This is a genomic window from Zwartia sp., assembly GCF_049655405.1.
Classification (GTDB): Bacteria; Pseudomonadota; Gammaproteobacteria; order Burkholderiales; family Burkholderiaceae_B; genus Zwartia.
This window is the reverse complement of sequence record NZ_JBASJR010000006.1, coordinates 122804-147829: the sequence shown is the minus strand read 5'-3', so window position 1 is coordinate 147829 and position 25026 is coordinate 122804. Positions and strand designations below refer to the sequence as shown.

General features: G+C 52.5%; 24 protein-coding genes and 1 tRNA gene. 12 read left to right on the top strand and 13 right to left on the bottom strand.

The features are described from left to right. Positions 1 to 84 precede the first annotated feature (84 nt). From WBJ47_RS03790 to WBJ47_RS03770, 5 genes are all read left to right on the top strand, one after another. Positions 85 to 1755 carry an AMP-binding protein gene (locus WBJ47_RS03790; protein ID WP_422245376.1) on the top strand — a complete coding sequence of 557 codons (1671 nt, stop codon included), beginning with the start codon at positions 85 to 87 and terminating at the stop codon, positions 1753 to 1755. Then, positions 1752 to 3353: an FAD-dependent 5-carboxymethylaminomethyl-2-thiouridine(34) oxidoreductase MnmC gene (gene mnmC, locus WBJ47_RS03785; protein WP_424585305.1), complete on the top strand. Its 1602-nt coding sequence runs from the start codon at positions 1752 to 1754 to the stop codon at positions 3351 to 3353. The genes WBJ47_RS03790 and mnmC overlap by 4 nt, the downstream gene beginning before the upstream one ends. A 48-nt stretch (positions 3354 to 3401) precedes the next feature. Next, complete coding sequence (locus WBJ47_RS03780; RefSeq protein ID WP_422245836.1) at positions 3402 to 5570, top strand: glycoside hydrolase family 31 protein; 2169 nt, start codon at positions 3402 to 3404, stop codon at positions 5568 to 5570. An 80-nt stretch (positions 5571 to 5650) separates the two neighbouring features. After that, on the top strand, positions 5651 to 6955 hold the full coding sequence (locus WBJ47_RS03775) for an amidase (protein ID WP_422245838.1): 1305 nt from the start codon (positions 5651 to 5653) through the stop codon (positions 6953 to 6955). A gap of 45 nt (positions 6956 to 7000) precedes the next feature. Next, a tRNA-Lys gene (locus WBJ47_RS03770) sits at positions 7001 to 7077 on the top strand. Positions 7078 to 7718: 641 nt separating this feature from the next. Here WBJ47_RS03770 and WBJ47_RS03765 read toward each other — a convergent pair. From WBJ47_RS03765 to WBJ47_RS03735, 7 genes are all read right to left on the bottom strand, one after another. Beyond that, positions 7719 to 8111: a DnaB-like helicase C-terminal domain-containing protein gene (locus tag WBJ47_RS03765; RefSeq protein WP_422245840.1), complete on the bottom strand. Its 393-nt coding sequence runs from the start codon at positions 8109 to 8111 to the stop codon at positions 7719 to 7721. Between the two features lie 90 nt (positions 8112 to 8201). Beyond that, positions 8202 to 8711, bottom strand: coding sequence for a hypothetical protein (locus tag WBJ47_RS03760; protein WP_422245841.1), 510 nt, complete (start codon positions 8709 to 8711; stop codon positions 8202 to 8204). Between the two features lie 2 nt (positions 8712 to 8713). Beyond that, positions 8714 to 9052 carry a hypothetical protein gene (locus WBJ47_RS03755; protein WP_422245843.1) on the bottom strand — a complete coding sequence of 113 codons (339 nt, stop codon included), beginning with the start codon at positions 9050 to 9052 and terminating at the stop codon, positions 8714 to 8716. Positions 9053 to 9131: 79 nt separating this feature from the next. Then, positions 9132 to 9356 (bottom strand): hypothetical protein, encoded by a 225-nt coding sequence (locus WBJ47_RS03750; protein ID WP_422245845.1) that lies wholly within the window; start codon positions 9354 to 9356, stop codon positions 9132 to 9134. 226 nt (positions 9357 to 9582) lie between these two features. Further along, entirely contained in the window at positions 9583 to 10956 is a 1374-nt protein-coding gene (locus WBJ47_RS03745; RefSeq protein ID WP_422245847.1) for a tyrosine-type recombinase/integrase, read from the bottom strand. A gap of 284 nt (positions 10957 to 11240) precedes the next feature. Next, complete coding sequence (gene fghA, locus WBJ47_RS03740) at positions 11241 to 12080, bottom strand: S-formylglutathione hydrolase (RefSeq protein WP_422245848.1); 840 nt, start codon at positions 12078 to 12080, stop codon at positions 11241 to 11243. Positions 12081 to 12117: 37 nt separating this feature from the next. Then, positions 12118 to 13239 (bottom strand): S-(hydroxymethyl)glutathione dehydrogenase/class III alcohol dehydrogenase, encoded by a 1122-nt coding sequence (locus tag WBJ47_RS03735; RefSeq protein WP_422245850.1) that lies wholly within the window; start codon positions 13237 to 13239, stop codon positions 12118 to 12120. 233 nt (positions 13240 to 13472) lie between these two features. On the opposite strand from WBJ47_RS03735, the gene WBJ47_RS03730 reads away from it, so the two are divergent. The 3 genes from WBJ47_RS03730 to WBJ47_RS03720 are packed head-to-tail and all read left to right on the top strand — an operon-like array spanning position 13473 to position 14739. Next, positions 13473 to 13727 carry an AbrB/MazE/SpoVT family DNA-binding domain-containing protein gene (locus WBJ47_RS03730; protein WP_422245852.1) on the top strand — a complete coding sequence of 85 codons (255 nt, stop codon included), beginning with the start codon at positions 13473 to 13475 and terminating at the stop codon, positions 13725 to 13727. Further along, positions 13721 to 14098: a type II toxin-antitoxin system PemK/MazF family toxin gene (locus WBJ47_RS03725; RefSeq protein ID WP_422245853.1), complete on the top strand. Its 378-nt coding sequence runs from the start codon at positions 13721 to 13723 to the stop codon at positions 14096 to 14098. The genes WBJ47_RS03730 and WBJ47_RS03725 overlap by 7 nt, the downstream gene beginning before the upstream one ends. 20 nt (positions 14099 to 14118) lie before the next feature. Beyond that, complete coding sequence (locus WBJ47_RS03720) at positions 14119 to 14739, top strand: MarC family protein (RefSeq protein ID WP_422245855.1); 621 nt, start codon at positions 14119 to 14121, stop codon at positions 14737 to 14739. A 10-nt stretch (positions 14740 to 14749) separates the two neighbouring features. On the opposite strand, the gene WBJ47_RS03715 is transcribed toward WBJ47_RS03720, so the two are convergent. After that, positions 14750 to 15724 carry an MBL fold metallo-hydrolase gene (locus WBJ47_RS03715; RefSeq protein WP_422245857.1) on the bottom strand — a complete coding sequence of 325 codons (975 nt, stop codon included), beginning with the start codon at positions 15722 to 15724 and terminating at the stop codon, positions 14750 to 14752. Between the two features lie 110 nt (positions 15725 to 15834). On the opposite strand from WBJ47_RS03715, the gene WBJ47_RS03710 reads away from it, so the two are divergent. After that, complete coding sequence (locus WBJ47_RS03710) at positions 15835 to 16821, top strand: Bug family tripartite tricarboxylate transporter substrate binding protein (RefSeq protein ID WP_422245859.1); 987 nt, start codon at positions 15835 to 15837, stop codon at positions 16819 to 16821. Position 16822: 1 nt separating this feature from the next. Here WBJ47_RS03710 and WBJ47_RS03705 read toward each other — a convergent pair whose 3' ends face one another. Beyond that, positions 16823 to 18160 (bottom strand): ClC family H(+)/Cl(-) exchange transporter, encoded by a 1338-nt coding sequence (locus WBJ47_RS03705; RefSeq protein WP_422245861.1) that lies wholly within the window; start codon positions 18158 to 18160, stop codon positions 16823 to 16825. 163 nt (positions 18161 to 18323) lie between these two features. On the opposite strand from WBJ47_RS03705, the gene WBJ47_RS03700 reads away from it, so the two are divergent. Continuing rightward, positions 18324 to 19298, top strand: a complete 975-nt coding sequence (locus tag WBJ47_RS03700; protein ID WP_422245863.1) for a Bug family tripartite tricarboxylate transporter substrate binding protein — start codon at positions 18324 to 18326, stop codon at positions 19296 to 19298. Here WBJ47_RS03700 and WBJ47_RS03695 read toward each other — a convergent pair. After that, on the bottom strand, positions 19285 to 20178 hold the full coding sequence (locus WBJ47_RS03695) for a LysR substrate-binding domain-containing protein (protein WP_422245865.1): 894 nt from the start codon (positions 20176 to 20178) through the stop codon (positions 19285 to 19287). The two genes, WBJ47_RS03700 and WBJ47_RS03695, sit on opposite strands and share 14 nt — an antisense overlap. A 95-nt stretch (positions 20179 to 20273) precedes the next feature. Between WBJ47_RS03695 and WBJ47_RS03690 the strand changes: the two genes are divergently transcribed. Both WBJ47_RS03690 and WBJ47_RS03685 read left to right on the top strand, forming a co-directional pair. Further along, entirely contained in the window at positions 20274 to 21098 is an 825-nt protein-coding gene (locus WBJ47_RS03690; protein ID WP_422245866.1) for a TauD/TfdA dioxygenase family protein, read from the top strand. Further along, positions 21095 to 21832 (top strand): SDR family oxidoreductase, encoded by a 738-nt coding sequence (locus WBJ47_RS03685; RefSeq protein WP_422245868.1) that lies wholly within the window; start codon positions 21095 to 21097, stop codon positions 21830 to 21832. Before WBJ47_RS03690 ends, WBJ47_RS03685 begins: the two co-directional genes overlap by 4 nt. Positions 21833 to 21923: 91 nt before the next feature. On the opposite strand, the gene WBJ47_RS03680 is transcribed toward WBJ47_RS03685, so the two are convergent. The 3 genes from WBJ47_RS03680 to WBJ47_RS03670 all read right to left on the bottom strand — a co-directional run bounded on the left by WBJ47_RS03680 (position 21924) and on the right by WBJ47_RS03670 (position 25024). Then, entirely contained in the window at positions 21924 to 22904 is a 981-nt protein-coding gene (locus WBJ47_RS03680; protein WP_422245869.1) for a Bug family tripartite tricarboxylate transporter substrate binding protein, read from the bottom strand. A 161-nt stretch (positions 22905 to 23065) separates the two neighbouring features. Beyond that, positions 23066 to 24100, bottom strand: a complete 1035-nt coding sequence (locus tag WBJ47_RS03675) for a Bug family tripartite tricarboxylate transporter substrate binding protein (protein ID WP_422245870.1) — start codon at positions 24098 to 24100, stop codon at positions 23066 to 23068. A 27-nt stretch (positions 24101 to 24127) separates the two neighbouring features. After that, complete coding sequence (locus WBJ47_RS03670) at positions 24128 to 25024, bottom strand: amidohydrolase family protein (RefSeq protein WP_422245872.1); 897 nt, start codon at positions 25022 to 25024, stop codon at positions 24128 to 24130. Positions 25025 to 25026 lie beyond the last annotated feature (2 nt).

Here is a 25026-nt window from a genome sequence, read left to right as displayed (position 1 = left end):
AAATCACTTTAAATGAGTATGTCTAACGGTATTATCAATCTAAACCGTTGCCACGACAGAATAACCCTCACAAGCAACCTGATTATGCAACATCCTTGGATTCAGCACTATCCGGCGGGCGTACCCGCTGAAATTTCAACGCAAAACTACGTTTCTCTGGTTGATTTGCTTGACCGCGCCTGTCAAAAACATGCGCAAAGGACTGCCGCCAGTTCTTTTGGGGTGTCATTCAGCTTTCAGGACCTGGATCGTCATGCGCAAGCGTTTGCAGGCTGGCTGCAATCCCTCCGTTTGCCGCAGGGGTCGCGTATCGCGCTCATGATGCCCAACGTTTTGCCTTATTTGGTGGCGTTACTCGGGACATTGCGGGCGGGTCATGTGATCGTCAATATCAACCCGCTCTGCTCACCGAGAGAGCTTTCAAATCAATTGAAAGACAGCGGGGCATGCACCATTGTGGTGCTTGAAAGTGTTGCGCGCACCTTGGAGCAAGTCACTGACTGTCCGGCTCTAGAGCATCGCGTGGTGGTGCCACCCGGTGCGATGTTGGGTGGTTTAAAAGGCCTGATCGTCAATCTGGGTGCGCGTTATGTGCGCAAATTGGGGCCTGAGAGACCTTTGGCGGGGGCTTGGTCTTGGGATTCCGTGCTCAAGGTCGGCAGACAGCAACCGTGGGTGCCGCCGACCTTGTGTCTGGAGGATTTGGCTGCTTTGCAATACACGGGGGGCACGACCGGTTCGCCCAAGGCGGCGATGTTGACGCATGGCAACTTGGTTGCCAACGTTTTGCAGGTGGAAGCCGTCGCCAAACCCGCGCTGCAGGATTTGCTCTCCAATCCGCTCACCATGTTGACGGCACTTCCGCTATATCACGTGTTTGCGATGACGGTTTGCGGGTTTTACGCGATGCATGCAGGCATGAAAAGTGTGCTTGTGATCAATCCCCGAGATCGAGCCTCTTTGATCCATGCGTTGCGAAAAGAGCCCCCCCATGTTTTACCGGGTATCAATACCTTATTTAACGCGCTTGCGAATGACGAGCAATTCGTCAAGTTAGATTTTTCAAAGCTGCGCCTGGCATTCGGGGGTGGTATGGCGATTCAGCGCCCAGTGGCCGAGCGCTGGCAACGCATCACCGGGCGACCGTTGATTGAGGGCTATGGTTTGTCTGAAACGTCGCCTGTCGTGGCCGCGAATCCGACCGATGCACAGGCGTATTCAGGCAGTGTGGGTTTGCCTTTGCCGTCCACAGAGATTTGTATTTTGGATCAGGATGGTCAACGCGTCGGTGTGGAAGTCGAGGGGGAAATTGCGGTGCGCGGGCCTCAAGTGATGAGAGGCTATTGGCAGGCTCCTGACGATACAGCCGCGGTCATGACTGCAGAGGGTTTTTTGCGTACGGGCGATATTGGTCGAATGGATGCCCGGGGCTATGTCTATATCGTTGATCGTAAAAAAGACATGATTCTGGTGTCAGGCTTTAATGTGTACCCGAACGAAATCGAAAGCGTCGTGAGCGAACTGTCTGGTGTGCTTGAGTGTGCAGCGGTCGGTCAGCCAGATGCTCACTCCGGTGAAGTCGTTAAACTTTTTGTGGTGCGGCGAGATCCGTTGCTAAATGAGACGGCTATTCGTGCGTGGTGCCAGCAACAACTGAGTCGCTACAAATGTCCGAAAGTGATTGAGTTTAAAGACGAACTACCCAAAAGTACGGTCGGGAAGATTTTGCGTCGTGCGCTCAGGGACAGCGCATGACGTTATTTGCGCGACTTGGCTTGCCACAGGCGTGGCAAGCACGCCCTCGTTATACGTTACTGATGGTCGACTGGAGTGACGGAGAGTCTTTTATCAGGCTATGGCAACGGTGGAAAGAAGACCCCTGTCGGCCGGACCGTCTGCATGTCGTGGCGCTCAGCGCATCGCTCGTCGAGTCCTCGGTCTTGGGTTCGCGATTGCGGGCCCTGACGCCATCGTCGCTTCATTCTCTGGTCGATCAGTTGGTCGCGCAGTGGCCTTTAAATTTACCGGGTACCCATAGACTGGATTTTGAGGAACTGTCGGTCACACTCACGATTGCCGTGGGTCCGTTGGCAGTGACGATGCCACGGTTGGCGGTCTCGGCAGATGCCATATGGGCAGGCGAAGCAGCCGCGGTTGAGCTCCCCAAGGTGGTCTCGAGTGAGTCGAGGAGCCCGACAGACAGGATGCTGGGGCTAGCCGTTGATCAAAAGGAGGCTCGGCACGCAGTGGTGGTGGGTGCGGGCATCGCGGGGGCAGGTGTGGCGCATGCCTTGGCCTTGCGGGGATGGCGGGTCCAAGTGCTGGATGTGACCTCGCGCCGGCAGCAGGAGCATGGCGCCCACGTGGCGGCGGCGCTCACGCCCATGGTGACGCGCGATGACGACATACGGGCCAGACTTTCGCGCGCAGGGAGTTTGCGGGCACAAGCGCGTTGGTCGCAGGTGAGTGAGGACATTTTGTGGCGCTGTGGTGCGTTGCAGCTTCAGCGGATGAGTGGTCGAATTGTTGATTTGAAGGCAGTTCTGGCGGGCCTGTCGTTTCCGCCCGAGTGGGTTCGTTTTGTTGAGGCGTCCGAAGCCAGCGACATTGCCGGGTTGCAATTGAATCGTGGCGGATTATTTTTCCCCACGGCAGCACGCCTCAGGCCTGAGCGCTTAATTGAAACGCTTCTGGCGGTCGAGGGCGTTGAGCGGCTAGAAGTGCATGTCGAACGCGTCGACAGGGTCGATGGTCAGTGGCATGTCTTGGATAAGCATGGAAAGACCTGTGCCGCGGCGCCCCAACTGATTTTGGCGGGTGCCCTTGGCACTCAGGATATCTTGCAGCGCAGTGCCTTGCTTGAGCCTGGCGCGCGACTGTCCGCGATGCATGCACTGGGAGGGGAAATCACCTTGTTGCCGGAGAGTGCTCTGTCAGGTGGGCCACGCTGCATCGTTTCAGGAGACGGCTATGTTTTGCCTGCTTTAGAAGGCAATTGTGTGGTGGGTAGCAGCTATGTGCATGGCGCTCAATGTATGGCGCCTAGTATTGCAGGTGGATTGGGCAATATCGAGCGTGCAGCAGGCTTGCTTGGTCAATCTCAGTTGCCTGCGAAATTTAACAATTTCGCTCTGGATCCTTTGAATGGCTGGGCGGGTTGGCGCGCCGTTTTGCCCGGACGTTTGCCGTTTATTGGGCCCCTTTTCAACACTCAGGGGCTTTGGGTGGCGTCTGGCTTCGCTTCACGAGGACTCACTTGGTCGAGTCTGGCGGGAGATCTCATCGCCGCAGCGTTAAATGGCGAGCCTTTGCCCCTGGAACGGGATATAATGGACAAAATCAGTCAAACTTAGACAAAATCAAAAAAAGCGACTTTGGTCGCTTTTTCATATGCGCTGAACATGCACCTAGAATCGCTAAAACTTGTCGACACGTTACCTTCGAGGATCGTTTTCGACGCAGGTGCGGGAATGAAACTGGTCGTCGAGCCGCACGCTCCCGGTGTGTTCCGGATTCGTTGTGGGCTACCAGAAGCCGTCGCCGCTGATATTTTGCCTGGCGTTCGCGCCCGTGCGCATGCGGATGTGTTGTTGGCCCGTCCCGAAGCGATCGGTGAGGCTGTCCTTGAGCCTCTGACTGGCCCAGCAAAAGGCTGGCGTCTCGTCCAAGGCGACACCACGCTCGAGATCACGACCAACCCCTTCAGGCTTCAAGTGGAGCGTCTTGGTAAAGCTGCTCTGTCCTTGTGCGAAGGCGGCATCGCACTTCAGGATGCCTTGTGGACAGTTGGTTTTGATCTTGCGCGTGAAGAAAAGATTTTTGGTCTAGGCGAGACCACAGGTGATTTGGATCGCCGGACAGAAACCATCATTTCAGATGCGCCAGATCATCGCGCCCTGCCTCTGGCGTGGGGGCCCTCTGGCTGGGGCGTCTATGTCAACACGCTTTCTCGCGTCGAGCATGATTTGGGAGCAGAGTCAGCGTCGCAATACTTGATTGCGATCGAAGACAAGACGCTGGATTTGTTTTTATTTGCTGCGGAACCCGCAGAAATATTAAATCAATACACGCAATTGACCGGACGTGCAGGTCAACCGTCCTTGTGGTCGATGGGCGTCTGGGTTGAGCAACATGACGCACATAGTGCCGCTCAGACAGCTGAACTGATTGCTGAGTTTCGCAAACAAAATATTTCCGTAGATGGCGTGTTGATGTTGCCTCCTACTGCATGGACCTATCAGGATTCCAAGCTACTGCCCGAATGGGATGCAGAGCGCTTTCCCCATCCAAAGCAAGCAATTGACTCTTTCGCTAAACACGCGACCCATCTTGGGATGCATACGATTCCCGCCGTCTCGGTTGAGTCAACCACCTTTGGCGAACTCGAAGATCGCGGCTGGTTGCTCTGCAACGACAGCGGTGATGTACATGTTTTTCCGGGCGTTGCTGCGACCGCAGGCCAGGCTTTTGGCTTGCTCGATTTGACGCATCGTGATGTGTTGAACACCTGGTCTGAGCGTCATCGCCATCTTGCCGAAGAGGGTGTCGGCGCCACAGCATGCAATGTGCAGTTTGATATTCCTGACAATGTTGTCGCCCGCGGTGGAGAAAGTGCAGCGGTGTTACGCGCGCTCTATCCCGCGTTGGCAAGACGTGCCCTGTTTGAGGCGGTTGCAGGTCACAAGGTTCCTCCCGAAGGCGTGGTATTTAGCTCTGATCTTTTCCCAGGTGCCCAACGTTTGTTGTGGCAGAGTGCACCGCGCGTGCCCAATACCTGGGAGGGTCTGCAGCAGACCTTGCGTTCAGCGCTCGCGATTGGTGCGAGTGGTGTGCCGGTACAAATGCATGCAGTCGGTAACGCGTCAGCCTCTGTTGAGTCGATGACGCCTGAGTTGTATTTGCGATGGTTGGGGATGGCTGTTTTTTCTGGCAACTTCGCCTTTCAGTCGCACCCTCAGCTTGTACCGACAGCGTTTGATGAAACGACACGCGGTCATGTTCAAACCTGGCTGCAATGGCGCTATCGCTTGATCCCTTATGTGTTGGGCGCAATCGAAGACGCCGCCCGTACGGGTCTGCCTGTGCAGCGTTCGATGGCCCTGTCATTTCCCGCTGATCAAGAAGCTCAGCGTTGGGATACGCAGTATTTGCTCGGACCGGCTTTGCTGGTCGCGCCCGCGATGCAGCCTGGTCAGGACATTCAGGTCTATCTCCCTGCCGGTGAGGCTTGGTGGGATCTCAATACCGGCTGGCGTTATGAAGGCGGCTCAGTGCTGACAGTGACCTGTAGCCTGGGGACCTTGCCGGTGTTTGGTCGCGAAGGTCACATGCTTTGTTTGGGGCCCACCGCCCATCACACAGGTGAGTTCAACTCGGCCCGCATCTTGGACGAGGTCTGGATGTTTGGGATGCCTGTCCACAACCCTGTGGTGATGCGCAACAAGATTCGCGTGATGCAGATGCAGGGATCGAGCTATATCAAAGGGCTCGAAGGACTCAAGATCTCCCCTTCAGAGGGACTTGAGGTCAAGCGTCGCGGCGCCGAAGTCCGTATCTCGCGCGCACGCTAGTACTTGGTTTTTAACCTCTTGCCATAAGCGCTTTCTTGGTGTCTGATGGGCTTCAATGTTTTTAATTGGAGCCCACAGACATGTCGACTATTCCTAGCGCTGATTCCCACGCACTTTACGCTCAAACCGTTACAGAGACCTCCGCACGCATCGCGCGCGGTGAAGTCACGCACGCGCAGGTGCTGGAGTCGCAACTCGGTCGCATCGCGGCCCGTGAGCCCTCTGTCCATGCTTTTAAGTGGCACGATGCCGACCACGTTCGGGCACAGCTTGCTGCTGTGAGTGCGCGCTCAGAAAAGCTGCCACTCGCGGGAATCGCGATTGGTATCAAAGACATCATTGATACCGCCGACATGCCAACCGAGTATGGCTCAGCAGCCTTTGTGGGTAACCGTCCTGCCAAGGAGGCGGCCATCGTCACGCAACTGAAGGCGGCTGGCGCGCTGATGATGGGTAAAACCGTCACCACGGAATTTGCGAGCCAGTTTGCCGGTGCAACCGTCAACCCTCATAATTTTGCGCATACTCCTGGCGGCTCATCGAGTGGCTCAGCTGCCGCGGTTGCCGATGGCATGGTGGGCTTGGCCTTGGGCACACAGACTGCGGGCTCGACGATTCGCCCGGCCGCATACTGTGGCATCGTGGGTTTTAAAGCCACGCGCGGAAAGATTTCTCTTGAGGGCGTCAATCCTTTGTCGCCCACGCTGGATACGATGGGTTGGTTTGGGCGATCAGTGGATGACGTGAAGCTCTTGGCTTCGGTATTGCTGGGCGCATCGACTGCGAAAGAGCCGTCTGGCACGATTCGCTTGGGCTGGTATCCAGGCCCAGAGGCTGCGCAGGCCGATTCTGATGCTGTACAAGCGCTTGAGCGCGCCAAGGCCGTGTTGGGTGCGCATGGGGTCGAGCTTGTCGATGTTGAGGTGCTGCCAGCCAAAGACATGATCGCGCTGGGCGAGTCCAATCGCATCATCATGAGCCATGAGATGAGTCGTTTCTATGAAAAGCTCTACCGCAACAAAGCTCCGCTGGGAGACTTGACGGTTGCGATGATCGAGTTTGGATTGCAGATCACTCCTGAGCAGTGTCAGGCAGAACGTGAGCATGCAGAACGCTGCCGTCAGCTGTTCGCGCAGGCGACCAAGGGGCTCGATGCGGTGTTGACACTTGCTTCTCCTGGTGAGGCGCCCTTGAAGCAGAATGGCACGGGCTCACCGATGTTTAATCGTACTTGGACGAGCATTGGCGTGCCTTGTTTGGGCTTGCCGTTTGGCAAAGGTGATCAAGGATTGCCACTGGCTGTTCAGTTCGTCGCGGCCGAAGGGCAGGATCATCAGCTATTGGCCTTGGGTGGAAAACTCGAGTCTTTGTTGGCAAAGGGCTAGGCCGTTTGACAGCGCTTGCCGAAAAAGTCATAATATCGGGCTTGGGGGCTGGTAGCTCAGTTGGTTAGAGCAGCGGACTTTTAATCCGTTGGTCGCGAGTTCGAGTCTCGCCCAGCCCACCAAGATTATTAAAAGGTCTCTAAGCGTAAGTGCTTCGAGGCCTTTTGTTTTTATGGCTCTCTGTTATTTAGTCCTGTATTTATGCGGTTCTTAGGCGGTTTTGAATGCCCGTTTTTTAGAGGCTAATTTTCCGTGTAACCCCTATGTAACCAGATTCGGTGAATGCACTTGCATCAGAATCGCGCAATCGTGGCACCTTGCCATAGAGAACACTGGCTTACTTGCTTATGGCTAGGCGTTGCATCACCCTTGGAGGACTGACAGGGGGGGGGTCAAAAGTCCAGAAAGTGCGCGGGACGTAAATCTCTATCATTCACACGCACAGAATTAATTCCATTTTTGAGCGATTTAATCAAAACGCTGTCATAGGGGAAATGGTGTTTTTTGCGCCTATTAAAAGAATCAAATAATCAAACGTATTCATCAAATCAGCATCAAATGAATTCAGAAGATGAAACGACTATAGATGTTGGACATCCTACAAGTTACGCTGTAGTTTGATTATTCAAGCAGCAATCGTCCTAGCTCTCTAGCCATAGACAGCAACCAATCTCCATCTTGAGGCAGTCTATAAGGTCCACTTCGGCTAAATCTGGTTTGCCGAATATTTCGCTTAGGTCAAAGTCTGCAAACTCTATTGCCATCATGTGAGAGTCCCCATAGTTAAATCAAACGGTCTTGTGTCGCTGGTAGGGCAGAATTGCCTTGATGCTCGGTCAAACCAGAGCGCGTAAGTTTTCTCAATGCCTACGCGACGATTCTTTACCACTGCAATCGTGGCACCAGCAGAGGTCTCCAAGTCTGGGTTTGGTGTTCTGTTTGGATTCTGAAAATAAGCCTCACGCTTCTTATTTCTCCAAACCATAAATATTTGGTCTGCAAGGTCAGCAATCGCCCCCGAGCCTTTCAAATCAAACTTATTAGGCCGGATGTCCTCGGTCTCGCCTTTGCGAACGTGGTGTACTAGGTGGACGTGGACCTGTGCATCATCAGCAACACGTTTGAGTTTTTCAACAAATGTCTTTTGGCTATTCATTGCGCGCTCGCCTGCCCTGTCAGGCCAGTGAGGTATCCGGCTTTTCCCCCTTGGTAATTACTCGCAGGGTAGACAGGGCGTAAGGTGGTACTAAGTAGACTTGGGCACCCCTTCACCCGCGAGACCTTGCATTGATTTGTTAGCCCACATGGTGCTGGCGCTATCCACATCCATATCAAGCCACTCATTAACCCAGACTTGTAATTGCAGTTCTGATAGACCAATGGAGGTTTCGCTTGCAAACCAGTGGGCAGGATTCGCCCCCAGTTCTTTACCCCTAGCTTCTAGCGCTATTTTTTCTTTTTTAGTCATACCGGCTGTCTTACAAGCCTTATCCCAATTTAGCAAACGAAGGTCTTTAGCGCTCAACCCAAACCTTATGCACCCAGCTTTGCTTACTTGCTCATCGAAGGATGTACGCCTTAACCCGCCTAGACCATTGGAGGTAAGTTTTATTGCGGTAGGTTCGTATCGTTGGTTTGCCGAAAACCATAACAAGGGGTTTTCGTGAGCGACTCCGGTATTTGTAGTGAGCAACTCGCCATACCCGCATATTTCCTTCAGATATGACCACGGCGTGTAGTGCCAAACTTTATTCATAATCAGCCCTGTGATGCGCCAGTTAAATGAATAATTTTTTCTAGTTCATCGGTGCTGTAATGCTCATCACCAAGCCCACTTAATAGCACTGAAGTTAATCGCAACATCCGACCAGCAAGGCTTCGTACTACAAGCCTAGCGTTGTGAAAATCATCTTCGTTATTGCAATTCATCTGAACAGGCAAAAGTCGCGCAAGTGTGTCCAGTTCATAGACAGCATCGAGGCAGACGCTTAAGCGAGCATCATTCAGGTGCAATCCTTCTGAGTCTGAGCCTAAATCTACGCTGGTCACAACATCTGGCAGATTCGTACTTTGGCGGTGATAATTCGTATTAGCCATTGCTAACCTCTCATATAGGTGGTTGTGGCAGGGGTGCGATGGTGCTAGAACACTATCGCCCCGTCTTTGCCTGAACCCGTCAGGCGGCGGTCTTATCTGGTTTCGGGGGCGGTGTCAGGTGCTTGTCGTGCATGGACTGCAAGTCAATCAATAAATTCAAATGCGCAGGAACCCATACAGGCACCGGATTATGTCCATTCATCCAGCGGCTAATCGTGGTCTGGTTCGTATCGGTTGCGCGGGCAAAGTCTGCCTTTTTCCAGCCTATCTGTGCCAGTGCTGCTTCAAATTCTGCGGGTGTCATATTGGTATCCAATTGCTTATCATGCTGTAATTTTACATTGAAATATGATAAAAGCAGAGAAAAATAATAATAATATCTACATTAGTTAACATAACGCTCGTTATGCGTATTAGCATTGTGCATAACTTTTATCTAAAATGCTATGCATATAGCATTAATGCGGCTCTCCGGTCATGCGCTATTTTGCTCATTATTTGAGCAATTGCTCGAAAAAAGTTATCCACAGTTATGCCTTGCGAGCGGCTAGTTTCAATTTGCCAGCCTCAATACTTGGTTGCTCAATACCGGCTTGCTCAAGTATCCAGCCCTCTATCTTTGTGTGCCACACCCTAAGCAAATCCAGTGGGCGGCGGCGGTAGTGCTTCTCTGCAATCGCGCTAGGCTTGTGTCCCATAATTTGGGCTGATATACCGGCGGGCATCTCTACCCATTCGCAAAGCGTCCCGAATGAGCGTCTGAGGCCATGAATGCTTAGGTTAGGCAGTCCGGCAGCGGTCAGGGCTTTATTGTGGGCTATGCGTGGCTCCTGAATGCGTCCGTCTTTGGCGTTGGTGCTACTGAATACCCATGGTGAAGGCTTCCATTCCTCGCCCTGAGCCTCTAAGCGTCTAAGTTTAAGCACGTTCGGGGGCGTGTTGTTCAGGCGGCGCAATTCCAGCATGAGGCTTGCCACGTAGGGCGTTAGCGGTATCGTGCGCTCACCTTCTACCTTGTCACGGATGACGATACTTAGCCAGCGAAAATCTACATCATCCCATCGAATCCCTGATAACTCATTACGTCTTGCACCAGTGAGTAACAGGCATTGAAGGTAAGCGCATTGTGTCGGGTTCTCAATCTTTCTGACATTCTCAAACCAAGATTGAAGCTGCTCACGTTGCAAACAATCGTCTTTAGTCTGAGCCTTGGGTAAGTCTTGCTTCATGCGCTTACAGGCATCAAGGTTTATCTGGTCTCGATATTGTGGACGGTCACTACACCAAGTTAAAAAGGTGGACAGTAACGATATTGCTAGGCGTGTGCGAGTAGGGCGCTTGATTGCCTCCGGTTCTAGCCATGCGGCTACGGCATCGCGTGTAATGGCAGACAATGGCAAAGTTAAAAGGTGGCGAAGTATTCCGGCCTCTGTGATTCCCTCGGGGTTGTTGCGGCGGCCTCTAGTTACTTTCTCGCCCCCAAGCCTTGCCATGCTCTCATGGTCGGCTTTGTGACGTTGACTCCATTTAGGAGTACGGGCTTTTATGTATTCATTCCAAGCGTCGAGTGCAAGGGCTTGCTTATGTTTGGCTTGTTCACGCTTGGCAACTTCAACAGCGATATTTTCAGCCTTAACAGTTCGCGGGTCGCGGCCTTCATCTATCTGTGTTTTTAATCGTCTGGCTTCTTTTCGTGCATCGTCAATGGTGTAACGGTCAAGGCCACCGATTTTTATTCTGATTGCCTGTCCAGCAAGTTTCCCCTGAAATATGTAGTTCTTGCTCCCAGCGGTTGAGCGTAATCCCAAGCCCTCAGTAACAGAGTCCCAAATAAATGCTTGCTGCTTGTCAGGTGGACATTTGAAGTCATTAACCCGTCCAGCGGTGAAGTTAATTTTTGCCATGATTCAGTGTCCGTGTAACCCCTGTGTAACCCGAATCATAGAATATCAATCAACATTAATCAACCATCGGATTTGTGTAATCCGTCTGAAAGCCGCATATTTGCTAGGTTTTATTGTTTTGTAGCAACTTCATTCAACATCAAGAAATGTGCTTTTTTACAGACTTTTAATCCGTTGGTCGCGAGTTCGAGTCTCGCCCAGCCCACCAAGACTCTAAAAGAGTGCTATGTCCACAGAGACCTAGCGCTTTTTTTTCGTCTGCCGCTATTGAAACTCAAGTGACTTTATTTCAAGCAATCTGCATGAAATCTGATGTGTTCACCAATAAAGCTGGCAATGAAGTAATAGCTGTGGTCAAAGCCCGTCCTGAGGTTTAACGCCAACGGGTAGCCCGCTAACTGACATGCATCTCGAAGCAGTTGCGGTTTGAGTTGAGGCTCAAGAAACTCGTCAGCATCTCCTTGATCGATCAACAAGGGCAACACAGGTGTCGATGGATGTCTGGCCTGAATCAACGCAACAGTGTCGTACTGATGCCATGTTGCGCGATCATCACCAAGATAGTTGGTAAAGGCTTTGACGCCCCAGGGGACTTGGCTAGGCGCCACGATGGGAGAAAAGGCCGAGACGCTGCGATAGCGTTCGGGATTGCGCAGCGCGAGCATCAGGGCACCATGCCCCCCCATCGAATGACCGCTGAGTGAGCGTTTGTCGTTCGCTGGAAAATATTTCTCAATGAGCGCGGGGAGTTCGTCGACGATATAGTCGGCCATGCGATAGTGCTTGGCCCAAGGTTGCTGCGTGGCATTGAGATAAAAGCCTGCGCCTTGCCCCAGATCGTAGGCCGGATCGTTGGGTACGTCTTCCCCGCGCGGGCTAGTATCCGGTGTCACAACAATCATTCCGTACTCGTCAGCGTAGCGCTGAGCGCCGGCTTTGGTGATGAAGTTTTGTTCGTTACAGGTCAGGCCCGAGAGCCAGTAAAGGACGGGGCATTTTTTTCCCTGTGTGGCGGCCTTGGGTAAATAAATCCCAAATTTCATGTCGCAGCTCAGCGTGGAGGAAGAGTGCTTCCACACTTCCTGCAAACCGCCGAAACACGCGTGTTGTTCGATGCGTTCCATGTTGCTAGATGTCCTATTGTGCGATTTAGGCACTTGTTCAAACACGGGATGAATAATGCACAACGCTGCGGATGGATTTACCTTCGTGCATTAGGTCAAAGGCTTCATTGATGTCGTCCAAGGGCATGGTGTGCGTGACAAAGGGTGCGAGTTGAATCTTGCCGGACATGGATTCTTCGACCATGCCTGGCAGCTCCGAGCGGCCTTTGACGCCACCAAACGCAGTACCAAGCCAGCGTCGACCGGTCACGAGTTGAAACGGGCGGGTCGAGATTTCCTTGCCTGAGCCTGCGACCCCGATAATGACGGACTGGCCCCAGCCGCGATGCGCACACTCAAGGGCAGCACGCATGACGTTAACGTTGCCAATACATTCAAAGCTGTGGTCGACGCCCCAACCAGTCATCTCGACGATGACTTGCTGGATGGGCTTGTCGAAGTCTTTTGGGTTGACGCAATCAGTCGCGCCGAACACACGTGCAAGATCGAATTTGTCAGGATTTGTATCGATCGCGATGATGCGACCTGCTTTGGCTAAGGCGGCACCTTGGACGACCGCCAAACCGATGCCGCCCAAACCGAAAACTGCCACGGAGTCGCCGGGCTGAACCTTGGCTGTATTTTTAACTGCGCCGAGACCGGTGGTCACGCCACAGCCAAGTAAGCACACGTGCTCCGGATTGGCTTCGGGTGAAATCTTGGCGAGTGAAACTTCTGCGACCACTGTGTATTCGCTAAAGGTCGAGCAACCCATGTAGTGATAGAGGGGCTGTCCGTTATAGCTAAAGCGTGTCGTGCCGTCTGGCATCACGCCCTTGCCTTGCGTGGCACGGACTGCGACACAAAGGTTGGTTTTGCCGCTCTTACAGAACAGGCATTCACCGCACTCGGCAGTGTAGAGGGGAATCACATGATCACCGGGTTTAACGCTGGTGACTCCTTCTCCGATCTCCATGACGATGCCGGCGCCTTCGTGGCCGAGCACGACAGGAAACAGACCCTCAGGGTCATCACCAGAGAGCGTGAAAGCATCGGTGTGACAGACGCCTGTGTGTGTGATTTTGACAAGGACCTCGCCTTTACGGGGCGGTGCAACGTCGATCTCGACAATTTGAAGGGGCTGCCCAGCGGCAAAGGCAACAGCGGCGCGTGATTTCATGGTGATCCTTGATGCAGAAAATGCGGAGTAACTTTTCGAACTGATGGCATTTGAGTAAGTTGATGCAGTATACAAAGTTACATTTTTTTGCATTTTTTATTGTCAAAGTTTATCGGTGGTGAGATCTAATGCCTCGAGGGAGTGGAGGTCGCTCTCGCATCAAGACGATCCAACGATTGATGCAAAAGGAGCTAAAGTATATACTTATGTTTATACATATAAGGAGATTTAATATGAGCGCTGTTAGCTTAAATATCAAACAATGGGGCAATAGTCTCGGCGTTCGCTTGCCGACAGCTATTGCGAAGGCGGTAGGTCTCAAGGTGGATCAGTGCGTTGAGATTGCTGTAAAGGGACAAACTGTCATCATTACGCCATGCAAAGAAAAACCAATGACGCTTGAGGATCGCTTGGCTCGTTTTGATCCAAAAAAACATGGTGGAGAAGTGATGATTGCGGATGAGCCTCGAGGCGCAGAGAAATGGTGAAAAAGACCAAAGATTGGGTCCCCGAGCGTCAAGAGGTGATCTGGATTGACTGCAATCCTCAGCGTGGTCGTGAAATGCGAGATGTGCACCCGTTTTTGGTGCTGTCACCAAGCGCATTTAATGTGCGCACGTCTCTTGTCATCGGTTTGCCGATGACAACCGCTGAATACAATGCAGATAATCCATTCGCAGTGTCAGTTGGAATCACAAAGATCCGTAAAACTAACAAGTCCAGTTTTGTCCTGTGTCATCAGCCAAAGTCATTTGATTGGCGAGAGCGTGAAGCGACACCTCACCCGATTGGAACCCTCTCACAGGGTGTTTTTTCTGAAGTACTACATGTACTAAATCAGATCGTGAAACTCGCCTAAATTTTTTGGAAAACCGGCACATGTTCCCTTCAGACTTTGTCTACGAGTTTTTTACATTGTTGGTGATCCTTGATCCGATCGCGACGGTACCTGTATTTTTGGCCGTCACCTATGGTTTGGCATGGCGCGACGCACTCAAGGTTGCGATTACCGCGCTTGTGGTTTCTTTTGGAATCCTCACGGCCTTCATCTTTTTAGGCTTGGAATTTTTAAAAGTGTTAGATATCCCCACGTCATCATTTCAGCTTGCAGGATCTTTTATTTTGTTCACGCTGGGCCTCAGCATGGTGACAGGAAAAATGCACGAAGAGATTTCAAAGATGTCGCCTAATGCATCGATTATGGAACGTTCGGTGTATCCGTTGGCGATGCCTTCTATTGCGGGGGCGGGCGCGATTTTGACTGTGGTGATGCTCAGTGATAACAATGCGCGCGTGATGACAGAGCAGCTACAAACAACCTTTGTCGTGTTGCTGTGCTTGTCTATTCATCTGGTCACCTTTATGGCGGGTGGCTTCATTATTCGCTACATCGGCATGATCGGCATACAAATCACCACACGCGTGTTTGGTTTGATGATTTGCAGTATCGCGGTTTCGGGGATGGTGATCGCGATCAAGGAGAGTTTTGGCTTGAGTTAAGCGGCAACCCTTAGAACGTATACTTCTTTCCGACTGCAGTAGGTGCCAACACCTGATCACCAAACGCATTCGACATCGCGGCGATGGCGCGCCAGCCTGTGCAGTGACCCGCACCAATCAGCTTGAGTCCAAATTGTTTCAAGTCCTCAACTGTTTCGGGGATGAGGGCCTCGTTTGCGCCAGAGAGATGAAAGCCCCCAAATACTGCATGAATGGGTGTGTCAGGAAAGCGCGCTCTCGCATCCAGCAATACATTGATGACACCCGCATGCGAACAGGCTGTAAAAATCACGAGACCCTTGTCTTTGACGTTGACGCCAAGCCAACGTTCATCAAGCAGCAACTCATCATTTTCCCACTGGCCTGCTGCGTTTTTACGGACCTGACCTGGCAGTCCATGTTCGTAAGGTGTTTTGCGAGGAATTTCGCCGCTCACACCAAACATATTGTCGAGTAGAGAGACGGGCTCTCTGTGCAGTGCGACCTCGGCGCCTGCGGCAGTGAGTTGTTCAACGCTCGGGATATCGATCATTTCACGATACTTGCCGTTGGGCATGCTGGCAGCCCGTTTGTGAAACATATCGGGGTGTCCGTAGAACGGCGTTTTTTTGCCGCCGTTTCGCTGCCGAATAGTATTGAACGCCAATAACAAAGCACCCGCGTGATCCCAGTGGCCATGTGAAAGCACGACTGATTGCACTTTGCCGAGGTCGACACCCAGGCGACTGACGTTGCGCTCAAAGGCGTAATCTTCTGGGCCGGTATCGAACAGTACGGTGCGCTCCTGATTGCCTTTGCGAGCCGTGATCAGACACGACAGTCCATGTGCCGCGCAGCACAGGCAAATCCCCGCCATCATTTGTCCGCCTCGGCTAAACAAGCCTACTGCTTCGCTCGTGACGCCAGCAGGTGTTGAGGACAGCATGTCGGTCGTGTTGTCGACCAAAATTTGTATCTCTAAGGCATCAACCGTATCAAGCAACATTGAGAAACTCCTGTGGGGGGATTCCAGTTAGTTTAAAGATAAAGCATTAGTTTTTGTTGTGATGATATGCGTAAACAGTGGTAAGGTTTAAAAAAAACAGGAGAGACAAGATGTTCACCCGAACGTTACCTAAGCGTATTGCCGCTATTTTCTTATCCATTGCAGGTGCTTCATTAAGCGCCCCTCTGTTTGCTCAGACCGATAGTTATCCGCAGCGCTCTGTCCGCATTGTCGTGCCAGTCTCCGCAGGTGGTAGCACTGACAAAATCGCGCGCCTGATCGCGGAAAAACTGAGTACTGCCTGGGGTCAGACAGTCATTGTTGAAAACGTCACGGGTGCAGGTGGGGCAATTGGTGCGGCGCAGGTTGCGCGGGCTAAGCCCGATGGCTACACACTTGTCTTGCATAGCGATGCGATTGTGCTCAATACGATCCTGATTAAAAATCCACCCTATACCTTGAACGATCTGACCGGGGTGATGCGTTTGGTCGTCAACCCTCAGGTGTTAGTGTCGAATCCGAACTTTGAAGCAAAGACGTTCAAAGAGTATATCGAGTACGCCAAGAAAAACCCCGGCAAGTTGACGCTTGGCTTACCAACGAGCGGAGGCATTGCGCATATTGCACACGAGGTGTTGGCAAAGGCTGCAGGGATCAAGGTCAACTACATCCCTTACAAGGGCGGAGCGCCTGCTGCCTTGGATGCCATGGCCGGACACATTGACGCCACCGTGATTACGCTTGCCGCGGTCACTGAGCAGATCAAGGGTGGAAAGCTTCGTGCGCTAGCCGTCACAACGGATTATCGATCACCTGTTTTTCCGGATGTGCCCACGATGGCCGAGTCTGGTTATCCTGCAGTCAATATCGAAAGCTGGCAAGGGATGCTTGCGCCGAAAGGCACACCCACTGCCATCTTGGAAAAAATCAACAAGGATGTGGTGGCGATTGTCAGAGATCCGAACAATATCAAGCAAATCGAAGCTCTTGGTTTTAGCGTATCGACAAACTCGGTGCCTGCTTTTAATACGATGCTGCAGGATGTCCGTAAAAAATATGCCGAGATCATCACGCAGGCCGGCATTGTGCAGCAGTGATTTAGCGATCAGTCGGGTGGTGCGGCATGCGGGCTCTCAGTGAATCGTAAATGGGCTCGCCATGCATGAGGTTAGCGACTAGGCAGGCGGCGACGCTTGCAACGATGAGTGGTGCGACAAGTGTGACGCTACCACTCATCTCTATGATGAGCAGGATGCCCGTGAAGGGTGCGCGGACCACGGCCGTGAAAAATGCGGCCATTCCCACCAGCGCAAACGCGATCGGATCAAGTACGAAAGGCGCCGTCACTAAAAAATTTAGGCTTGTCGCAAAGAGTGCACCTGACGTGGCTCCCACAAGGAGCAGGGGAGCAAATAGGCCGCCCGGCACACTCATCGAGTAAGAAACAGGACCTAGTGCCCAGCGCACCAAAAACAAGATGATGAGTGCATTGATGCTGAGTTGTCCGGCCAGTACCGCATTGACCTGCAGCTCTCCACCACCAACCCATTGGGGCTGCCAGTAGGCAACGAGGCCGATCAGTGCGCCGAGGATGCCGGCTTTAATAATGGGTGAGACCTTTGGTGCAGTACTGCTAAAGAGATTGAGCCCCAATAGAACGCTCTTGTTGTACAGCACACCGAGTGCGCCCAACCAGGCGCCCAGAAGTCCGTAGGCGACAAGTTCTGTGAGATTCGAGGGCAACAGTTTTGTGAAGCTGAGCTCAACCGCATTACCAAAATAGGCGCGGTAGACGGCGATGGCAGTCGCAACGGCAATCAGTGTGGCCAGTAAGCGCCGCATGGTGATGCGGTGTGCCACTTCTTCGATGACGAAGGCAACCCCTGCGAGTGGGGCATTAAAGGCGACCGAGAGCCCCGAGCCCGCAATGGCGGTGTAAAGCAAGCTACGGTCACCACGGGTAAATCCAAACCATTTGCCGCATTGGGTGCCAATGACCGCCGCCATCTGAATGGTGGGACCTTCGCGGCCTAGGGCAAGGCCTGGCACCATGGCAAACAGACCACCGAGAAATTTGATGGGTAAGACGCGAAAAGAAGCGGGTGTGGCTTCCTCGCGCATGACGGCCTCAACGTGTTGCACGCCGCTCCCGGCTGCACTTGGGGCGAAGGTGACCAGCCAGCGTGCAATCCCGACGCACAGTCCGACCACCACCATGGTGAGCAACCAGCCCGGAAGTCCGAAAAAACCTTCTGCCTTCCATTGGGCGAGGAGCTTGGCAAACCCCTGGCTGCCATGCAACAACATCCAGTGAAAGCTACCACCTACTAGGCCGACAAGCGCACCAGCAAAGGCGGAGACAAGCAGTACCTGTGTCAGGCCGTGCGTGCTGGATGCTGCGGGCTCTTCATCAAGCTTGGGTGGTGTGGTGTTCATGAGTGTCGGTAAATAGCGGGGGTGAACATGATCGTACTGTAGGAAGAGCCGCTTTTTGCGAACAGCACTCGCTCAAATATGGCTTTTTCATTGCTTGGGAATCCGTTATAAGATTGCTCTTGTCAGTATGACCAGATAAAAATCAAACGTATTTGGAGAGGACATGTCAGTCAACAAACTTAAAGCTTTAGCTGTGGGTCTTTCGTTGTCGCTTGCGATGACAGCGGCAGTGGCTCAGGATTTTCCGCAAAAGCCCATCACATTGATCGTGCCGGTTGCTGCGGGTGGCACGACGGACATCGCGGGTCGAATATTGGCCAATCAGCTCAAAGATGTGCTGGGTCAGATGGTCATCGTGGAAAACAAACCTGGTGCGAGCGGTGGCATTGGCAACTCCTATGTGGCGCGCGCCAATCCTGATGGCTACACGCTCGTGCTCGCCTACGAGGGTTTTAATACTGGCAATCCGGCACTGACCAAGAGTCTGCCTTGGGATCCCGTCAAGAGTTTCACACCTATTGCAGAAGTCATCAGAGGGCCGCATCTGGTGCTCGTGCCCAAGGATTCGCCCATTAAGGACTTGAAGGGGTTGGTGGAGTATGCAAAGGCAAATCCAGGCAAACTGAATTACGCTTCTTCTGGTGTGGGCTCCATCCAGCATCTGGGAGCAGAATTACTCCAACTCAAGACCAATACCAAGATGGTCCATGTGCCCTACGGTGGCGCGGCACCGGCGATGAAAGATTTGCTTGCGGGTCGGATTGATTTGTTCATCACAACACCACCGACAGCGATGGGCCACCTCAAGGCCGGAACTTTGCGTGCGCTAGCCATCACCAGTCAGCAGCGTCACCCTATGCTGCCTGATGTGCCTACCACCGCTGAGGCAGGTTTGCCTGAGTTTCAGTTAGACGCGTGGTTCACCGTGTTCGGCCCAGCCAATATGCCTGACGCTGTCGTGAAGAAATTGACGGAGAGCATGAAGACGGTTATCACTTCGCCTCAGTTCGTTAAACAAATGAACGAGCAGGGTGCAACTGCCAGCTATCGCTCACCTAAAGAAGTGGCTGACATCGTTAACGTCGATTTGAAAAAATGGGCGGATGTTGTGAGGGCCGCTGGAATCAAGCCAGAGTAAAAAACTCGAGCGCGGCTTTTTTAAAGTCTGCAACCGGAGCGGTTGAGTGATCTTCCCGCCACGCCAGTCCAACGGACAAGCGTGGCGGTATTTCTTTGAAGCGATGGTATTTGAGTCCGGGAAACTGCATGGAGGTTTGAGACTCAGGGACTGGCGCACAGCCGAGCCCGGCCGCCACCAACGCCAATGCAGCATGCATGGTTCGAACCTCGATAAAGTCAGCAGGCTTGACCTGATGTCGCTGTAAATAATCCCGAAACAAACTACGCGTACTGCGTTTGTCGTCATGACTTGGATAGCCGATGAGGGTTTTGTCGTGCACGACGCTCACGGGTATCGCTGTTGTGCGGGCGAGTCTCCATTCCGCAGGTGCGGCAAGCGCATAGTGCTCGGTAAAGAGCCTGACGGTCTTGAGTGCCGGATGATTGACGGGTTCGCGGACGAGTCCCACGTCGACTTGATCTCCGACCAGTGTATCGACCTGCTCGCGAGTCGTGTACTCAACGAGCTCGATACGCATCGCGGGATGTGCCCGTAAATAGTGACGTAAAAGGTTAGGTAGAAAAGTGTAGGTGTGCGCGTGAAGAATCCCAAGACGCAGAATTTGTTTCTGTTGACTATTGGATTGTTGGACGACTTGGGCACATTGATCAATGTCGCTGAGTATTTTTCTGGCGTGCTGGAGTAGCGCCATACCCTCTTGTGTCAGGCTCACACGTCTAGTGGTGCGGTGCAGCAGTGTGGTCTGAAGCAGGCCCTCGAGCTGTTGGATATGGTCGCTCAACGGCGGTTGGCTAATGCCCAGGCGAGTCGCCGCGCGGCCAAAGTGTCCCTCTTCGGCGACGGCGACAAAATATCGGAGCTTTTTGATATCGAGCATTATTCTGATTTTCAAATAAATAATGGATGAATAATATATTGGACGCGCCTAATGTGGCTAGGTAAACTTTGCCGATTCAGTGTGAGGAGAACATCATGGAAGTCAAAAAACTAACCGGTACCATAGGCGCAGAGCTCTTGGGCGTTGATCTGTCGAAAGATCTGTCCGCGGCAACGATCAAGGATATGCGTCAGGCCTTACTCGACAATCTAGTGATTTTTTTTCGTGATCAGACACTGACCCCCGAGCAGCAGATTGCCTTCGTGGAAAAGTTTGGTCCGATCAGCACAACCCCCGTCTATCAAACACATCCTCAATATCCTCAGATCATGCCTGTGGTGAAAGAAGTCACCGATAAAGATGTGATCGGCGATACCTGGCATACGGATGAGACTTACCATCCACAGCCACCGCTGGGTTCGGTGCTCTATGCGCGTGAGGTTCCCAAGGTGGGCGGCGATACGCTCTGGGCCAATCAGTATTTGGCGTACGAGCGTTTGTCAGATGCCATGAAAAAGCAGCTTGAGGGGTTGTATGCCATCCACTCTAATGATTTCTTGAATGCAAATGCGCGCTTGCGCAACAGCACCCGCTCAACCAAATTGCGTGAAGACGTGGGTCGTATCGACAGCCGTCATCCTGTCGTGCGTACGCATGATGAAACAGGGCGCAAGAGCTTGTTCGTGAATCAGCCTTTTACATTCTGTTTTGAGGGGATGACGCGTGACGAGAGTTTGCCGTTGCTTCAATATTTGTATCAGGTGAGCCATAAGCCTGAGTTGACGTGTCGGTTCCGTTGGCAGCCAGGCTCGATGGCATTTTGGGATAACCGTTGCACCATGCACTACGCTATCAATGACTATCCTGGTCAGCGTCGTGAAATGCACCGCATCACGATTCAAGGCGTGAGCCCAACATGAGTGGCGGACGTTTCTCCGGAACAGTGACGCTGATCACGGGTGCGAGCAAAGGGATTGGACTCGCCACTGCGCAGCGGATCGCAAAAGACGGCGGCACTGTGATTGGTATCGCGCGATCTGCCGAAGGAGTGAATTTTCCCGGTCCATTTTTTACGGCCGATCTAATCTCGGAGTCAGAGACTGCGCAGGTGTTGACGCAGATCACTGAGCAGTTTGAGATTGATCACTTGGTCAATAATGCAGGTAAGACCACGTCGAGTTTGTTGACGCAAACAACGTCCAAAGAGTTTGAAGAAATATTGCAGATCAATATGCGTGCACCGATGCAGTGTTTGCAGGCATGTTTGCCTGCCATGGTGCGCAAGGGGCGTGGACGTGTCGTCAATATTTCAAGTCGTGCCGCGCTGGGGATGGTGAAAAGAACTGCCTATGCAGGCGCCAAGAGTGGTTTGATCGGCATGACGCGCACATGGGCGTTAGAGTTAGGCGCGCAGGGCATTACCGTTAATGCGGTCGCACCAGGTCCAGTCGCAACAGAGCTGTATTTGAAAAACAATCCGATGTCGCCTGAGGCGCGGGAGGCCTTTGCCTCGCGTATCCCGCTCAAGCGGGTGGGAACACCCGAGGAAATCGCTGGCGCGATTACGTACTTCTTGTCCGATGATGCGAGCTTTGTGACGGGACAAGTGCTGTATGTATGTGGAGGCCTATCGGTAGGTGCGACGCCTGTTTAAAAATAAAAGTTTTGTATCTTGTTAAATAGAAAAGGGCCTGTCTTGAATTTGCAAGACAGGCCCTTTATTCATACTTGTTACTAGAGAAAAATTACTCTTGTTTGATGCCCGATTTTTTGATCACGGCAGACCACTTGCTCACTTCATCTTGGGTCAGTTTGCCCAGTTGAGCAGGTGTGTTGGGTGCAGCTGGTAATTCAAAGCCACCACCTTGGTAGGCCTTTTTGACCTCTTCGGTTGCCAGGGCTTTGTTGATTTCTTTGTTCAGCATATCGATGATTGCTGGTGGAGTGTCTTTTGGTGCATAAACGGCAAACCATGCTGAGACATCAAAGCCAGGAACACCTGTATCGCTGACCGTTGGAACGCCTGGCGCAAAAGGTGTTGGCTTGGCAGAAGTCACCGCCAGCGCGCGCAGCTTGTCAGAGCGTACTTGACCAATGGCCGAGGGCAGGTTGTCAAACATGGAGTCCACCTGGCCACCGACTAAGTCGATGATGGCCGGGCCACTACCCTTGTAGGGGACGTGTAAAAGATCGACGCCAGCTTGAATCTTAAACAGTTCGCATGACAGGTGAATGGATGAGCCAGAGCCCGAAGATGCACAGGATACTTTTCCAGGGTTTGCTTTCGCATAGGCAATGAATTCACCTACGTTTTTAACGGGAAGCTTTGGATTCACGACCAAGATATTGACAATCGTGGTGAGCGTCGCAACAGGTGCGAAGTCAGTTAGTACGTTGAAATTAAGTTTCTTGTACAAAGTCTGGTTAATGGTGTTGGAGACTGAGCCAACATAAAGCGTGTAGCCGTCTGGCTTGGCTTTGGTGACGCCCTCGGCGCCGATGTTGCTGTTGGCGCCTGCACGGTTTTCAACAACAAAACTTTGTTTGGTTTGTTCTGTAAGTGACTTTGCAATGATGCGTGCCACGCGGTCTGTTGCACCACCAGGGGCAAAGCCAACCACGAGCGTCACGGGCTTATTTGGATAAGTCGGGGCCTGAGCATGAGCAGCGCCAGCAGACAAGATAAACGTTGCCGCAATGGCACTCGCTAAAGGTAAGAATTTCATAGAGGTCTCCAACAATTAAGTGAACCAGAGCTGCTTAGGACAGCTAGGTCGCTCGACAACAAGCCGATAATCCTAACCGCTTTTGATGCGTTTAGCATTTGGAGTTTACCCTGTGACGTTCGCTCGACCACGATGTCTGCGAGTTGGCGACAAATCGCCCTCTAATTGGCGGTAATGCCTGCATTTTTGACTAACTCACCGTATATCTTGCTCTGATTGCGAATGTAGTCGCTAAAAGCGGCTGGGGAGGGACTCGCAATCATCTCAACGCCCTTGGCTTTAAAGACCTCAATCACAGCGGGGGTTTGCAAGATCTTGGAGATTTCTGCGTGGAGCTTGTTCACGATGGCTGGTGGTGTACCAATCGGTGCAAAGATTCCGTTAAAGGTCGAATCGTTAAATCCTTTTAGGCCGGATTCGTCTAATGTTGGAACGTTTGGCAAAATAGAAGATCGTTTCATACTAGTGACTGCGATCGGATATAGCTTGCCAGCTTCGATGTGCTTGGCGGCAGTGCTGACCTGATCGAACATGATGGGGACTTGGCCGGCGATTACATCGATGACGGATTGTGCATTGCCTTTATAGGGCACATGTAATAACGAGACGCCCGAAGCGTTGCTAAATAGCTCAGCTGCAATATGACCGGTTGAGCCATTGCCAGAGGATGCGTAGGCGTATTTTTTAGGATTGGCTTTTGCAAGCTTGACGACGTCGGCCACATTTTTGGCTGGAAGGGCCGTTTGATTAATCACCATCACCATGGGGATTTCACAGGTCAGGGTAATCGGCACAAAGTTTTTGAGTGGGTCATAACCTGCGTTGGCCAAGAGCAATGGCGCGGTCACAAACGTGGTGGAGTGCGCCAGCAGTGTGTAGCCATCGGCCGGCGCGTTGGCCACCATCATCGTGCCAACCAGGCTACTCGCGCCAGGACGATTTTCGACAATGACTTGTTGACCGAGTGCCTTCGAAAGTGGCTCGGCCACGGCACGAGCAACCAGATCTACGTTGCCACCCGCAGCGACAGGAACAATCAGACGGATAGGTTTGGTGGGATAGTTAGAGGCGCTTTGAGCCTGTGCGGATGTGAGGCCTGCAGAGACGACGGCCGCACCAAAGAGCAAGTGCTTAAGTGCTTGTTTGACAATATGTTGAAGGGAAAAGTTGGATGAATGTTTAATTTTTATATTCATGATTGTCTCCTCGCTGTGTGCGAATATCTAAAAATCGTACAAGCGCGCCGCATTATCGACGAGCACTTTTTTGACGGTCACGGGATCACCTGCCCACTTGGCTATGCGAGTCAATGCCGCAAAATCATCTTCGGGTCTGGCGTATTCGATCACATTAGGATCGCGTTTGACACCTTTGGGCGGCATGGGGTGTGGCCAGTCTGTCCCCCACAGCATGCGATCTGGATTGGCGTCAATGAGTGCGCGCGCAAAAGGCTCGCCGTCCGGATAGCCTGGCAGTTCGGAAATACGGTAGGGCGCAGAGAGCTTGACGTAAACCTTGCCAGATTGAACGAGGGCGCATAGCGTATCAAAGCCGGGCTGTGTCAGAGGCTTGCTCGCGTCAAGTTTGCCAAAGTGATCAACCACTAATGTGGTGGGTAGTTGACGAATGGTGTCTTGCATACCTGCAATCACGTCTAGATTGGTGTAGACCTGAACATGCCAGCCGAGTGGAGCGACTTGCTCGGCTGCGGTTTTCAGTTGACGGGCCGCAGAAGCAGGGTCGTTGTGTCCATGGGTTTCAAGATTGACGCGCACGCCTCTCACGCCAGCCGCATGAAATTTTTTCAGTGTATCGAGAGAAAAACTCTCGTCGATCACCGCGACGCCCCGTCCGCGAGCCGGACCCCAAGACTCAAGCGCATACAGCATGCTTGAGTTATCTGTGCCATAAGGGCTGGGGTGTGCGAGCACCACGCGGTCAACACCCATCGCGGCGTGCAAGGCGTCAAGCGCTTCAAGTGACGCCACAGCCGGAGTGTAATTGCGCTTTGCAGCAAAAGGGAATTGTTCCGAGGAAGGGAAAATATGGGTGTGGCAATCGCAGATGCCTGCCAAGCCGAGTGGTTTGAAGTCGGCGGGTATAGTGAAAGATGGTTGCATGT

Coding starts and splice junctions, on each gene's coding strand:
- WBJ47_RS03790 (WP_422245376.1), top strand. CDS start 85: ATGCAACATCCTTGGATTCAGCACTATCCGGCGGGCGTACCCGCTGAA.
- mnmC (WP_424585305.1), top strand. CDS start 1,752: ATGACGTTATTTGCGCGACTTGGCTTGCCACAGGCGTGGCAAGCACGC.
- WBJ47_RS03780 (WP_422245836.1), top strand. CDS start 3,402: ATGCACCTAGAATCGCTAAAACTTGTCGACACGTTACCTTCGAGGATC.
- WBJ47_RS03775 (WP_422245838.1), top strand. CDS start 5,651: ATGTCGACTATTCCTAGCGCTGATTCCCACGCACTTTACGCTCAAACC.
- WBJ47_RS03765 (WP_422245840.1), bottom strand. CDS start 8,111: ATGAATAGCCAAAAGACATTTGTTGAAAAACTCAAACGTGTTGCTGAT.
- WBJ47_RS03760 (WP_422245841.1), bottom strand. CDS start 8,711: ATGAATAAAGTTTGGCACTACACGCCGTGGTCATATCTGAAGGAAATA.
- WBJ47_RS03755 (WP_422245843.1), bottom strand. CDS start 9,052: ATGGCTAATACGAATTATCACCGCCAAAGTACGAATCTGCCAGATGTT.
- WBJ47_RS03750 (WP_422245845.1), bottom strand. CDS start 9,356: ATGACACCCGCAGAATTTGAAGCAGCACTGGCACAGATAGGCTGGAAA.
- WBJ47_RS03745 (WP_422245847.1), bottom strand. CDS start 10,956: ATGGCAAAAATTAACTTCACCGCTGGACGGGTTAATGACTTCAAATGT.
- fghA (WP_422245848.1), bottom strand. CDS start 12,080: ATGGAACGCATCGAACAACACGCGTGTTTCGGCGGTTTGCAGGAAGTG.
- WBJ47_RS03735 (WP_422245850.1), bottom strand. CDS start 13,239: ATGAAATCACGCGCCGCTGTTGCCTTTGCCGCTGGGCAGCCCCTTCAA.
- WBJ47_RS03730 (WP_422245852.1), top strand. CDS start 13,473: ATGAGCGCTGTTAGCTTAAATATCAAACAATGGGGCAATAGTCTCGGC.
- WBJ47_RS03725 (WP_422245853.1), top strand. CDS start 13,721: ATGGTGAAAAAGACCAAAGATTGGGTCCCCGAGCGTCAAGAGGTGATC.
- WBJ47_RS03720 (WP_422245855.1), top strand. CDS start 14,119: ATGTTCCCTTCAGACTTTGTCTACGAGTTTTTTACATTGTTGGTGATC.
- WBJ47_RS03715 (WP_422245857.1), bottom strand. CDS start 15,724: ATGTTGCTTGATACGGTTGATGCCTTAGAGATACAAATTTTGGTCGAC.
- WBJ47_RS03710 (WP_422245859.1), top strand. CDS start 15,835: ATGTTCACCCGAACGTTACCTAAGCGTATTGCCGCTATTTTCTTATCC.
- WBJ47_RS03705 (WP_422245861.1), bottom strand. CDS start 18,160: ATGAACACCACACCACCCAAGCTTGATGAAGAGCCCGCAGCATCCAGC.
- WBJ47_RS03700 (WP_422245863.1), top strand. CDS start 18,324: ATGTCAGTCAACAAACTTAAAGCTTTAGCTGTGGGTCTTTCGTTGTCG.
- WBJ47_RS03695 (WP_422245865.1), bottom strand. CDS start 20,178: ATGCTCGATATCAAAAAGCTCCGATATTTTGTCGCCGTCGCCGAAGAG.
- WBJ47_RS03690 (WP_422245866.1), top strand. CDS start 20,274: ATGGAAGTCAAAAAACTAACCGGTACCATAGGCGCAGAGCTCTTGGGC.
- WBJ47_RS03685 (WP_422245868.1), top strand. CDS start 21,095: ATGAGTGGCGGACGTTTCTCCGGAACAGTGACGCTGATCACGGGTGCG.
- WBJ47_RS03680 (WP_422245869.1), bottom strand. CDS start 22,904: ATGAAATTCTTACCTTTAGCGAGTGCCATTGCGGCAACGTTTATCTTG.
- WBJ47_RS03675 (WP_422245870.1), bottom strand. CDS start 24,100: ATGAATATAAAAATTAAACATTCATCCAACTTTTCCCTTCAACATATT.
- WBJ47_RS03670 (WP_422245872.1), bottom strand. CDS start 25,024: ATGCAACCATCTTTCACTATACCCGCCGACTTCAAACCACTCGGCTTG.